At 36.7% G+C, this 13232-nt stretch carries 13 protein-coding genes; 7 read left to right on the forward strand and 6 right to left on the reverse strand.

What is annotated here, in order from left to right; translation table 11 throughout:
• Positions 1-96: 96 nt before the first annotated feature.
• Positions 97-2115, reverse strand: a complete 2019-nt coding sequence (locus AC1DEF_RS24525; RefSeq protein WP_097824984.1) for a methyl-accepting chemotaxis protein — start codon at positions 2113-2115, stop codon at positions 97-99.
• Positions 2116-2255: 140 nt separating this feature from the next.
• Positions 2256-3131: a cation diffusion facilitator family transporter gene (locus AC1DEF_RS24530; protein WP_043981683.1), complete on the reverse strand. Its 876-nt coding sequence runs from the start codon at positions 3129-3131 to the stop codon at positions 2256-2258.
• Positions 3132-3463: 332 nt separating this feature from the next.
• Here AC1DEF_RS24530 and AC1DEF_RS24535 point away from each other — a divergent pair, with 332 nt between their 5' ends.
• A complete protein-coding gene (locus AC1DEF_RS24535) occupies positions 3464-4420 on the forward strand; it encodes an L-lactate dehydrogenase (protein ID WP_013081626.1) in 957 nt (318 codons plus the stop codon).
• A 62-nt stretch (positions 4421-4482) separates the two neighbouring features.
• Positions 4483-6063: a lactate permease LctP family transporter gene (locus AC1DEF_RS24540; protein ID WP_043981682.1), complete on the forward strand. Its 1581-nt coding sequence runs from the start codon at positions 4483-4485 to the stop codon at positions 6061-6063.
• A gap of 95 nt (positions 6064-6158) precedes the next feature.
• Here AC1DEF_RS24540 and AC1DEF_RS24545 read toward each other — a convergent pair whose 3' ends face one another.
• A complete protein-coding gene (locus AC1DEF_RS24545) occupies positions 6159-7151 on the reverse strand; it encodes a zinc-binding dehydrogenase (protein WP_097824983.1) in 993 nt (330 codons plus the stop codon).
• 413 nt (positions 7152-7564) lie between these two features.
• Between AC1DEF_RS24545 and AC1DEF_RS24550 the strand changes: the two genes are divergently transcribed.
• A complete protein-coding gene (locus tag AC1DEF_RS24550) occupies positions 7565-8095 on the forward strand; it encodes an IseA DL-endopeptidase inhibitor family protein (protein WP_097824982.1) in 531 nt (176 codons plus the stop codon).
• Between the two features lie 248 nt (positions 8096-8343).
• Here AC1DEF_RS24550 and AC1DEF_RS24555 read toward each other — a convergent pair whose 3' ends face one another.
• Entirely contained in the window at positions 8344-8613 is a 270-nt protein-coding gene (locus AC1DEF_RS24555; RefSeq protein ID WP_014461729.1) for a hypothetical protein, read from the reverse strand.
• A gap of 127 nt (positions 8614-8740) precedes the next feature.
• Between AC1DEF_RS24555 and AC1DEF_RS24560 the strand changes: the two genes are divergently transcribed.
• Positions 8741-9883 carry an AI-2E family transporter gene (locus AC1DEF_RS24560; protein WP_013081622.1) on the forward strand — a complete coding sequence of 381 codons (1143 nt, stop codon included), beginning with the start codon at positions 8741-8743 and terminating at the stop codon, positions 9881-9883.
• Between the two features lie 35 nt (positions 9884-9918).
• Here the strand turns inward: AC1DEF_RS24560 and AC1DEF_RS24565 are convergent, their stop codons facing one another.
• A complete protein-coding gene (locus AC1DEF_RS24565; protein ID WP_025753011.1) occupies positions 9919-10314 on the reverse strand; it encodes an SET domain-containing protein in 396 nt (131 codons plus the stop codon).
• 335 nt (positions 10315-10649) lie between these two features.
• Here AC1DEF_RS24565 and rarD point away from each other — a divergent pair, with 335 nt between their 5' ends.
• Positions 10650-11570, forward strand: a complete 921-nt coding sequence (gene rarD / locus AC1DEF_RS24570) for an EamA family transporter RarD (RefSeq protein WP_097824981.1) — start codon at positions 10650-10652, stop codon at positions 11568-11570.
• Between the two features lie 66 nt (positions 11571-11636).
• Positions 11637-12407, forward strand: coding sequence for a TatD family hydrolase (locus AC1DEF_RS24575; RefSeq protein WP_097824980.1), 771 nt, complete (start codon positions 11637-11639; stop codon positions 12405-12407).
• 32 nt (positions 12408-12439) lie between these two features.
• Here AC1DEF_RS24575 and AC1DEF_RS24580 read toward each other — a convergent pair whose 3' ends face one another.
• Positions 12440-12577 (reverse strand): lmo0937 family membrane protein, encoded by a 138-nt coding sequence (locus tag AC1DEF_RS24580; protein ID WP_013055244.1) that lies wholly within the window; start codon positions 12575-12577, stop codon positions 12440-12442.
• Positions 12578-12771: 194 nt separating this feature from the next.
• On the opposite strand from AC1DEF_RS24580, the gene AC1DEF_RS24585 reads away from it, so the two are divergent.
• A complete protein-coding gene (locus AC1DEF_RS24585; RefSeq protein ID WP_097824979.1) occupies positions 12772-13215 on the forward strand; it encodes a YfmQ family protein in 444 nt (147 codons plus the stop codon).
• Positions 13216-13232 lie beyond the last annotated feature (17 nt).

Genomic DNA, 13232 nt, shown 5'->3' on the forward strand with positions numbered 1-13232 from the left:
AAAAAATCCGAACGAGTTGAATTCTTTATCAAGAATCTCAATTCATCGTTCGGATTTTCCTTTAACTAAAATACTTTTGTCCTAGCCTCTTTTTTTCTATTGAATTTTAAATTGACGAATCAAGTTCGCCAATTCTTCACTAATCTCTTGCAGATGTTCCGCTGATTGAGAAACAGTAGAAATAGCTCTAATTTGTTCTTCTGTGGAAGCGGTAATCTCTTCAGTTCCTGCTGCTGATTGCTGTGCAATGGCTGCTATGCTTTGAATTGCCGCTACCACGTCTTCCTTATGCTCATCGATACTGTCCATGCTGCTTGTCACATGTTCGACAGCCGCCGCCACTTGTTCAATCGTAGTTGCAATTTCATGAAAAGCTCGTTCTGTATCTCCTACCACAAAGTCTTGAGACTTTGAAAGCTCTTCTGTACGGTTGCATTCTTCACGCGCAGCAGCGACTTCACCTTGAATCGCTGCAATCGTATGGCGAACTTGTTCAGTGGCCTGAGAGGACTGTTCAGCAAGTTTTCGCACTTCTTCAGCTACTACCGCAAATCCTTTGCCATGTTCTCCTGCACGAGCTGCTTCAATACTAGCATTTAATGCAAGTAAATTTGTCTGATCTGAAATACTATTAATCGTGAAAATAATAGATTCAATTTTTTTCATCTTATTTGTTAACTCTTCCATTACAGCTTGAACAGCGTGAATCGTTTGAGACGATTCAGTGGTTTGGTTGCGAAGGAGCTGCATCTGTTTTAAACCTTTTTCATTGATGCTTACAGCTTCAATCGTCATTTTATTAATCTGTGCATTTTGTTCAATGACTTCTTCAATTTGCGAAGATAAACTCATCGTTTTATGATTAGTAGAGTCAGCGTCAGAAGCTTGCTGCGTGGCACCGCTGGCAATCTCATGGATAGCCCGGCCGATTTCCTCACTGGATGCAGTTGCTTCTTCAGATACGGCACTCAAGTCTTCGACAGACGTTTTTACTGTCTCAACAGACGTCTGAACCGTGCCAATCAATGTTTTCATTTTGGCTACCATATCATTAAATAAATGAGTAAGCTCACCAATTTCATCTTTTGACTTCGTCTTCACCTGAACCGTTAAATCGCCAGCTGTTACTTTGGCTACTTCATTTTTCAAGCGGCGAATTGGATTAGTAATAATTCTTGAGAAAAAGATGGTTAACACCACTGATAATAAGATTCCAATTAACGCAATCCAGACAATAACAGTCAGTAAATGATGAGCGCTTGAGAGCATTTCATTATAAATAAAGGCATTTCCTATCTTCCAATTCGTCCCTTCGAGAGTATCATATGCCATGACTCTCTCTTCACCTTGAAAGGTATACTTCATGAAATCTCTATTCCGGTCTGCTTCGTACATTTTTTTCATAAATGGCTGATTCATCAAATTTTTCCCAGCTTCTGTTGGATGAACGAGCGCTGTGCCATTTTGATCAAATAAAAATGCATACCCACCGTGATTTACTTCTGCTTTACCTACAATGTTTTTTAATGCATCTAAGTCTAAATCAGTAGCTATAACGCCCAGTACATTTTTAGTATCTGGATCTAAAATAGCCTTTGCAATTGTCACGACCGTCTTTTTTGTTGCTGCATCTTCATATGGATCCGTATAAACAACATCATTAGGTGATTCTACTGCTTGTTTGTACCATACCCTTGAAGTCGGATCATAGTTTGAACCAAACTCTTGTTTGGGAACAGAATACATTCCTTTATTTTGAGTGCCTATGTATTCAAGTGCTAGGTTTGGATACTTTTCTTTAAACTGCGTAAACTCTTTTTGAACTGTGTTCCATGTAAAATACGGATTTTTCTCTTGGTTTGTTTGATCTCCTTCCTGCTTAACAAAATTAACAATTACATCGTTTTCACTATACGTCAGCAAAGAACGACTATACATGTCTAAGTATGTATGAATGGTTTCTTTTAACTCTTTCACTTGACTTTGAGACTGAACTTCTACATCTTTTTCTATTTGCGTTTTGGTAAATTGATAAACAGCCCCTGAAACAACTAATAATAAAATAGCTATAAAAATACTAAAAAATACTACGAGCTTTGCACTTAACCTCTTCATTCCCTCACCCTTCTACAAAAATCTTTATATTACTAATAACGGCTTTTCATTTTCATTTTTGAAGAAGTTTTTGTGATTTATTTCAAATTCCCGCAAAATAAAACCAGCGCATCCTTTCATAACGAAAGAACGTGCTGGTCTTATTTTTGCTTTTCGTATGCATCAGGTTCAATATGAACAAGCGTATCTTTAATTTGATGCTCATCGTTCATCATATGTTCAATTTGATCGGCAATTTCATGGCTTTTGATAACATTTAAATGGGGATCTACTTTAACAGTTACATCAATCACGACTTGATTACCAAGCTTGCGCGCTTTCACATCTTCTACTTCTTTTACACCTTCTACAAGCTCGATGCTTTCTTTGTAGTGCCCTAACTTTTCTTCATCAAATCCGTCCGTTAAGGAATGAGCCGCTTCTTTAAAAATCTCAATGGCTGTTTTACAAATAATAATTCCCACAGCAAAAGCAGCTACCACATCCAGCCATGGCAAGCCGAATTGGGAGCCGAAAATTCCCACAACAGCCCCTATACTCACAAGTGCATCAGACAAATTATCTTTAGCAACCGCATATAAAGACTGGCTATCAAGTTTTTTAGCAAGCTTAATATTATATCGGTAAACACCACCCATAATAGCAGCCGCTCCAAGACCTACCCAAGCAGCCAGTAAATTAGGAGCTTCAGATTTGTCCATAAATAATGACTGACCCGCATCAACCAATACTTCTAGTCCGATGACCATCATAATAAAAGAAGCAATAAGTGAAGAAATATGTTCCGCTCTGGAATGTCCATAGGGATGATCATTATCACGAGGTTTTTTAGAGATTTTTAAGCCGACCAAGACGGCAATCGATGCAATAATATCTGTAACATTATTAAGACCGTCGGCTTTTAATGCAGAGGAAGCGGTGACACCCGCAATGATAAGTTTACATGTTGATAAAAAGATATATGATAAGATACTAACCCAAGCGCCTTTTTGGGCTTGCTCATAGTAGTTCTCCATCCCTTCCACTCCTTTATTCAAAATAAGCAAACTTAGTGTAACAAATGGATTTCGTGTGGGTCTATAGAAACATTATTGGCTGCTAACATACAAATAGAGAATGTTAAACTCTTTAGCTTTCTGCAAAACAAGTTGCCTTTACTCAACACTTTAAACGTTTAAGATCTTTCTAAATGTGGCACTTCATGTAGAAGGACATTTTTTAAAATCGCCCTGTAAAATTGTTTACTATTTTTTAAAGGGTGTGATTTTTATCACAGCTGAAGCAATTTATTCTTGTTACACTAACATTGTGAAAAACATCACAAAATAAAATTCAAAGGATGATACAAATGAAAACACAATTCACACCAAAAACACGAAAAGTTGCTGTTATCGGAACTGGTTTTGTTGGCTCAAGCTACGCTTTTTCAATGGTGAATCAAGGTATTGCCAATGAATTAGTGTTAATCGATATGAACAAAGAAAAAGCAGAAGGTGAAGCACGTGATATCAATCATGGAATGCCATTTGCCACACCGATGAAAATCTGGGCTGGAGATTATAAAGACTGTGCTGACGCTGATTTAGTAGTTATTACAGCGGGCGCTAATCAAGCTCCAGGGGAAACACGCTTAGATCTAGTTGAAAAAAACGTTAAAATTTTTGAATGCATTGTAAAAGATATTATGAACAGCGGATTTGACGGCATCATTTTAGTGGCAACAAATCCAGTTGATATTCTCGCACACGTTACACAAAAAGTATCAGGATTACCAAACGAACGGGTAATTGGTTCAGGAACGATTCTTGACACAGCTCGTTTCCGCTACTTGTTAAGCGACTATTTCGAAGTAGATTCTCGCAACGTCCACGCTTATATTATGGGGGAACATGGAGATACGGAATTTCCTGTTTGGAGCCACGCGCAAATTGGCGGTGTGAAGCTCGAACATTTTATCAATACTGCCGCTATTGAAAAAGAACCGGATATGCAGCATCTATTCGAACAAACCCGCGATGCGGCTTACCATATTATTAATCGAAAAGGAGCGACTTATTACGGAATTGCAATGGGGCTTGTACGCATTACCAAGGCTATTTTAGATGATGAAAATTCTATTTTAACAGTATCTGCTTTATTAGAAGGACAATATGGTATTTCTGATGTGTATATCGGCGTACCAGCTATCATTAATAAAAACGGCGTGCGTCAAATTATTGAATTGAATTTAACCCCTCACGAACAGCAGCAGCTCGAGCACTCTGCTAGCATACTTAAGCAAACTCGCGACAGAGCTTTTGTGTAACATCTAAAGATTTTTGCGGGGGACTCTCCCGCTCCCTTGTTTTAAATATGTAGTAGAGGTGTATGAATATGACGTGGACTCAGGTATATAATCCGTTAGATAATATTTGGCTTTCTGCACTAATTGCACTCATCCCCATTATCTTTTTCTTTATTGCTTTAACTCTTTTGAAATTAAAAGGACATATTGCTGCTGGTATTACGGTGCTTCTTTCTATGATTATTGCTATTTATTTTTATGATATGCCTGCCTCAATGATCTTAGGAGCCACAGGCTATGGGTTTCTGTATGCACTTTGGCCCATCAGCTATATTATTATCGGAGCGGTGTTCTTATACAAGCTAACTGTCAAAAGCGGACAGTTTACTACCATCAGACAATCTATTATTTCAATAACGGATGACCCCCGCTTGCAAATGCTGCTTGTTGCTTTTTCCTTTAATGCTTTTTTAGAAGGGGCAGCGGGATTTGGAGCTCCAATTGCCATTACAGCAGCGCTTCTAGTTGGACTTGGGTTCAAACCATTAAAAGCAGCGGCGCTATGTTTAATTGCTAATACAGCTTCAGGAGCGTTTGGCGCCATGGGGATTCCTGTTATTGTCGCAGGACAAGTATCTGGCATAGATCCAAAAGAAATTGCTCATTTTCTTGGCACGCAGCTTCCGATTATTTCTTTTCTTATCCCTTTTTTACTTGTCTTTATTATGGATGGGATAAAAGGATTAAAAGACGTATGGAAAGCAACGAGCATCACAGCCGTTTCCTATGCACTGACACAGTATTTAACTGTTACATACATCGGCCCTGAACTTCCAAATATCACATCTTCTATTGTGAGTTTACTTGCTCTTGCTTTTTATATTAAACGAACAAGCCCGGCAGCAGCTAAAAGCTTCAGCCTGTCACCAAAACAGATTTTAAAGGCTTGGTCTCCTTTTATTCTATTAACGATACTCGTTACGGCTTGGAGCATTTCTTTTGTCAAAAAAATGCTTGAACATATGAACCTGCTTATTAACGTCCCATTTTTACACAATCACGTAATTAAAGCAGCGCCTTTAGTAAAAGATCCTACGCCTTACGCTGCTATCTTAAAAATAGACGTATTTGCAGCAACAGGTACAGCAATTCTTATTGCTTGTATCCTTTCAGTTTTCTTGCTTAACGTATCGCCAAAAGTGGCATGGACCACTCTTTTAGAAACCGTAAAAGAATTATCAAGACCTATTATTACTATTATGATGGTCATTGCTTTTGCTTTTATTTCAAATTATTCAGGACAGTCTTCTACACTTGGATTGGCGCTCGCTACATCAGCCGCTTATTTTCCATTTTTATCTCCATTTCTTGGCTGGATCGGCGTATTTCTAACGGGGTCTGTCGTATCAAATAATGCGCTGTTCGGCAACTTGCAGCTAACTACAGCTCAGCAAATTAATGTCTTGCCAGTTATTCTCGTAGCGGCCAATACTGCCGGCGGCGTGATGGCTAAAATGCTTTCTCCTCAATCAATTGCCGTCGCTGCCGGAGCAGTGGGACTGGCTGGAAAAGAAGGTGAACTGTTTAAATACACGCTCAAATACAGCATGGGATTTTTGATACTAGGAGGGTTGGTTACTTTTTTATTGGCTTGGTGGTTATGATAAAAAGCGCTAAAAAGCTGTTATTACCGTGTTTCTTTCATTTAAACAAACGTTTGATTATATAAAAAAGTCCCCAGTTAGCGCTGGGGGTTTTTTTATTCCGAAATAAGTAAACCTATGTTGCCAAATTGTTTCCCTTTATCTAATCGTTCGCAAGCTGCAACTGCCTCTGACAGCGGATAGAATCGATCGACGATTGGTTTAATTTGATGTTTCTCTATAAAATCCATCATGTCCACGAATTCTTCCTGACTTCCCATAGACGTACCAAGTATGTTGAATTGAGGATAAAAAATGGTTCTTAGAGGTAGTTCAACTTCATTTCCAGAACTTGCACCAAAATTAACAATTCTTCCATTTGGCTTTAATATTTCAAAATAAGCAGGAAATAAAGCTGCCCCCACACTATCAAGTATGATATCTACTTTTCTATTGTTGGTTTCTTCTTTTAGGTTGCTTCCGCTATCTAATGCATAATTCGCTCCATGCTTTAGAGCTTGCTTTCTTTTTTCACCACTTCTAGAAGTGACTGTTACGTTAGCTCCGATAGCTTTTGCGAATAACAATCCATAGGTCGCGACTCCGCTTCCTATACCGGGAATAAGGAGGTGCTCTCCTTTTTTTAATTGGCCTTTTGTAAATAGAGCTCTATAAGCAGTTAAAGCGGATAATGAAAGAACTCCCGCCTGTTTCCAAGATAGATAAGATGGCTTTTGTACAACGTTATTCGCTTGTATGATTACATACTCTGCAAATGTTCCATGTGATGGACCGCCTAAAATTTTAGGTGTAAGTGGAACGTGTTCTACACAATCCCACTCTAGACTTGGATTAATAATTACTTCCATTCCTTTTTTTAAACCTTTTACGCCTTCTCCCAATTCTTCTATAATGCCTGCACCGTCTGAACCGGGGATAAACGGCTCATCTCCTTTGCCTCGATTATTCATAACGAATAAATCTCTCCGGTTTAAACCTGCTGTTTTTAGTCTTACTTTTACTTCTCCTCTTTCAGGGAGCATCTCCTGAAGATTTCTGTACTTCATACCTGCTATTCCACTTTTTTCACTATGTATAATACCTTTCATCATTTCGCCTCCTTTTAATCTACTCTACTAAAAACCTCAAAACCCAAAAAGAAATATGCCTAAAAAAGGAAAACAAACTTTTAGAATCGATCTTTCACTGTTTTATCTTTATTTTTCTGTATCGTAAAGGTATTAAGCTTCTTTTATTACATTTTTGTTACAAACAATCTTTTTTTGAAAAAAAGATTAAAAAGTAGAAAGAAACGCCTGAAAACATTGATAATTCAACCTTTAACTGGTAATTCCCTTACTATAACTAGTTTAGAAACTAGTAAAAAACTAAAAAAATTTAAGAAAAAAAGACAAAACACTTTCTTTTATTACAAATTTATTGTAATATAAATGTAACAAAAGAAATATAAAACACATAATTGTTACATAAATAAGGTTAATTAATTAGGAGTGAGTTAGAAATGAAAAAAATTGGACTAGTTTTATCATCAATCGCTATTTTCTTTACACTAAGCACTGGAGTTAGAGCACAAACAACATCTACAACACTAACGGATGCAAATGCTGTCAAAATTGCAGCTAGTGCCAGCAATCATTTCTGGAGTGCTCTGCACGGTTATAAAAACAAACCATGTACAGAACGTACATTTGAATATAAAGGAACTGAGTACGTGTATCTTTGCCCAGAATTTGATACAAAAGCTGAGCTATCAAGCTACTTATCTGAGACATTTACAAACAGTGCAGTAGAAAAAGGATTAACAAATTACGGCTATATCACATATAACGGCAAACTTGCACATCCAATCGGCGACGGATTCAGCATGTTAGAGTGGTCAAAAGCAAAAACTAAGCTTGTGTATCAAACAGCAACAGTTCGCTCTTATGAATTCACAGTTCCAACTGTAGATGGCGGCAGCGTAAAACGAACTGTCACATTCTATAAATCTAATTCTCAGTGGAAAGTAAATAAATTTGACGCTGTTCAATAATAAAAAAAGCAGGCCTGCTTGAGCAGACCTGCTTTTTTCTTTTTGATCGATAACATAAATAAAACTTCTACTTACAGCGCTCTAATAGCTGTAAATAGAAGTTGAGATCACAAGTTTAAGTAAATCAAATTTTGTCGAATCCTGTAGAAACAGTGATAAGTTACGTTTTATATTACAGGCTAAATTGCTTATTGTCAACATAATTCAGCAAAAAGATAGGGCAATATATTCAGAGCATAATAAAGACATTAACTTGGATTTTGTTCATGTTCCTCTGGGTTATCATGTACAGGATGAGCGCCTGGAAATAATCTCTGCGCTTTTTCATGAAGATTTTTGTTTTCATAATTAAATGCGCTATACGTTCGCTGCCCTTCTTCCCATGAAGTAGATTTCCCCAGTTTTTGATTAACAGGAGAGCCGAAAGGACCGTCTGGAAATTCTTCAGCGGTTATATACTCATGGCTTTTTTCTACTGTAGAGAAATCATCATACGATGGTTGTTTATCTTCTTTCAATGATTTTACCCCTTCTTTCTAGAAGATTTTCTACTAGTATGCACACTTCTTTGTAAAAAACCCTCTTAAATTAGTCTAAATCAGGGTATGATAACTATACATTTATTTTTAAAAGGAGTTGAACAGCTTGGAACCTAGACCTCAGAAAGGAACTTTTTTCCGAGAAAAAATCTTAAATAATAAATTTGTTGTATATACAATTATTATTTTTATTCTCAGCATGACTATTTTTTCGTTATCAAAAATCGGATTTATTTTAATTCCTATCTCTATTTTTATTAAAACAATCGCACTGCCGATTATCTTAGCAGGAATTTGCTTTTATTTATTTAATCCGCTTGTTGACTTTTTAGAACGAAAAGGTGTAAAACGAATTATTTCCATTCTTGTTTTATACATAGTGATTATCGGCGCATTAGCCATTATTATTTCATCGGTTATTCCGCCTCTAAAAAATCAAGTTGACCGTCTTATTGATAATATCCCAGAGCTGACGCATGACGTTCAGCATGCGGTGACGAACCTTTCGAATAACCGATATGTCGAACAAGGTCTTCAGTCGGCTAACACGGACCTAGATAAGATTTCAAAAGATGCATCCAAACACTTGAGTAAATATGTTTCTGGATTTTCAAGCGGTATTGTGAACTTTGTCGGCACAATTACAGAAATTATATTATCGGTTGCCGTTTTACCCTTTATTCTTTTTTACTTATTAAAAGATGGGAAAAATTTACCTAATTACATTGTGAAACTGCTTCCAAACCGCTCTCGTTCTGAAGCTAAATTCATTTTAGCCGACATGAACCACGCATTAAGCGCATATATTCGCGGGCAAATTTTTGTTGCGATTTGTATAGGTGTACTGCTTTTCATTGGCTATCTGATTATTGGGTTAGATTATGCATTACTTCTAGCGATTATCGCCATGGTAACCAACGTTGTGCCTTACCTTGGTCCTATTATCGCCATTATTCCAGCCATTATTATTGCGTTTATTACCTCTCCTTTCATGCTTGTAAAACTAGCCATTGTCTGGGCAGTTGTTCAATTGCTTGAAGGTAAAGTAATATCTCCGCAAATTATGGGAAGAAGCCTAGACATTCACCCGATTACCGTCATTTTTGTCATTCTAACCGCCGGAAACTTATTCGGAATCATCGGTATCATTTTAGCCGTCCCTGGATATGCCGTTTTAAAAGTTATTATTACGCATATTTACCAATTCATCCGTTTGAATTCTACTATGTATCCAGATAAAAAAGCATAATAAAAAGCCCATCGATTTTCGATGGGCTTAACTTTTTACTTTTGTTCTTCTTCATCTTCACGATCAAACCAAAGGAGCTCTTGATCATCTTCATCTCCATTATAGTTGATGAGAATTTCTTCTCCTGCTTGGATATCCGTATATGCATAAAAATCAAAGGTATGATTGTCAAAATTAATTTCATACGTAGCATTGGGTGTATACGAGTGATTAAACAGCATACCGTATCCCAAAAGAATAGCCGTATGATTCACTCCATATTCAAAAGCATAATCCGCTAGTGTTGTTTTCTCAATAAAATCATGCTCTTTATTAGGATAAGCGATAACAGGAGCTTCGTGAATAAGCGTTCCTTTTTTAATATCTTGCTTAGCAAATACACCTCTGTTAAATTCTCCGTCGCTTATCGCAGACGCTTTTATTTCGATCATATTCGTCACCTATATATTCTTTCCTCTAAGATTTTTTTCTTCCTTAAGCTTGACAGTTTCTAATGGGGAAATCAACTGTTTTTCATAACCACTTGAATATAAGCTGAAAGAGCGCTTATCATGCACACTTGTGTAAGCACTTACCTTGTTAGAAACACGCAATTTGATTTTATTTTAGACACGGAAAAGCAATGACCTTGCGCATAGCGCTTTTTTGAGCCATTCAACATGTGAAGAATCGTTTTTCTCTGTGATATAATCGTTTATGCTGCTTTTTTATGTTAATCTATCACTCTTATTACCAAATTTATCTCATGTTAGAAAGAAGGTTTTAAATGAACTTAAATCATGACAAAGAGGGTGTAACGTATGCAGTCCTTTCTTATCTTATGTGGGGGCTCACGCCAATTTATTGGAAGCTGGTTCACCACGTAGCACCGGGGGAGATTTTAGCTCAGCGCGTTTTTTGGTCTTTTATTTTTATGCTTATTCTTTTATTGATAACAAAGAAATGGCGTACATACATTACGTTTGTAAAAGAAATAATGAAAAAACCATCCTTATTCTGGTCCCTTTTTACTGCGTCTGTACTTATTAGTGCAAATTGGGGCATTTTTATGTGGGCTGTCATTGATGGAAAAATAGTAGAAGCGAGCCTTGGACAATATATTAATCCCCTAACAAGTGTTTTATTAGGTGTTATTGTCTTAAAAGAGAGATTAAGCGGGGCTCAAATTTTTTCATTTATACTAGCAGCGATCGGGGTATTAACACTCAGTCTTCATTATGGTGTGGTTCCTTGGATTTCGCTTAGTTTAGCTCTTACTTTCGGATTATATGGTTTGGCAAAGAAAAAGATTAAAGCTGATTCAACAATCGGATTAACTCTTGAAACGATGGTCATCTCCCCTATTGCATTAGCATACATAGGCTACCTCACGTTTCAATCACACTTGCAGTTTTTTGATTCTTTTTCAACAAGTCTCTTGTTAATCGGAAGTGGAATGGTCACAGCTCTACCACTCTTATTATTCACAAAAAGTGCTAAAAAAGTATCATTATCAATGCTTGGTATTCTTCAATATATTTCACCAACCTTATCTCTGCTAGCAGGAGTAATTCTGTACCATGAATCGCTAACAAAAGCTCATGTTATTGCTTTTAGTTTGATTTGGTTAGCTCTTATTGTTTATACGTTTTCATCTATTGCTAAATGGGGGAACAAAAAATACATAAAAAATAAAATGGAAGCCTAACAGAAGCATACATTTTCTTACGTATTATTTCTAAACAAATTGGGCTGAAAGGAGCGAGCGATATTTATGAAACAAATCATTGACGCTCATATTCATCTCGATCAATATGAACCGAAAAGCTGGAAAGACATAATAGAGAAGGATCCTTCGTTACAAGCGCTTATTTCTGTATCTTCCACATTACAGTCTTGCCAACTTAATCAAAAAATCAGCCAATTGTATTCCTGTGTGAAACCCGCCTACGGATTTCATCCTGAACAAATGCTGCCTTCTTCAAATGAATTAGCGGAGCTGTTTGCCTGGATTGATCAAAACAATGAAGAAATGATAGCTGTTGGGGAGGTAGGTCTACCTTATTACTTAAGTCAGACTTATACTCTTTCTCTAGAGCCCTATTTGGAGCTGCTTGAAGCTTTTATTATTCATTCAAAAAAATGGGGAAAACCATTAATTCTTCACGCTGTATATGAAGACGCTGAAATTGTGTGTGACTTACTGGAAAAACATTCCGTGTCTAAAGCGCACTTCCACTGGTTCAAAGGAGCTAAAAAAACCGTTGAACGAATGAAAAACAACGGTTACTATATTTCAGTTACACCTGATATTGTATATAAGCCTAAAATCCAAGCGCTTGCCATGGAATACCCTCTTGACTACTTGATGGTCGAAACAGATGGTCCGTGGCCATTTGAAGGACCTTTTCAAAACCAAATAACGGTTCCATCAATGATACATCAGTCCGTTGAGGAAATAGCACGTCTCAAAGGAGTTTCTGAAACGGAAGCATATGATTTTTTATATCAAAATACGTCTTGTTTTTATAATCTCTCCACATAAAAGGCCTTTCCCTAAGGAAAGGCCTTTTATATCTAAATTCGTTTCACAAGTTTTACGATTAGCACAATCACTGCAATGACAAGAAGAATGTGAATGATGCCGCCGCCAATATGAAAAACTAATCCTAATAACCAAAAAATAAATAAAAGTCCAATAATCGTCCACAACATAATTTTTTCTCCTTTTTTTATATGTAGTATTTGTTATAATTTTATATTTCCCTAAATGTGCATAAATAAACGTATTTCATATACATCTTTTCACTGAGGAAGGTTCACATAATGTACAAAAAGCAATCATGTTCTCTGTGGTAAAATAAGTATGTAATCTTATTTCATTTAAACTATAGCGGAGATGATTAACTATGACGTGGATTGTATTACTTTCCATCATTCTTGTAAGTGCACTCAAAATATTAATAACGTGTCTTCCAACTCCAGTGGTCAAATGGCTTATGACTAAATTTCAATTACACCCAACACTTGATGACCAAAGCGTTACTGTCACAGTTGATGGGAAACATTTAGAAGGCAAAGACAAAATGCAAGTGATTGATTATTTTAATAAAGCAACATTTTTAAAACAATATTATGTCCATGAAGGAAATAAGGACTATTATAAACACCTAGAAGACAGTGAAACTCCACTGATTATCGATACGAAAAAAGGAAAAAAAGATGTTCGATTGTGCGTATACAGTTATGATGATCATGTCGATGTCGTAAAACAGTATAAAAAGAAAATTATTGCTTACAGCCTGCTGTCTGATCACCTTCAAAAGCAGTCCATAACAGCTGACCTAGCTTAAACCAGTCGCCTATAAGG

Source organism: Priestia sp. 10L35, from assembly GCF_056395685.1.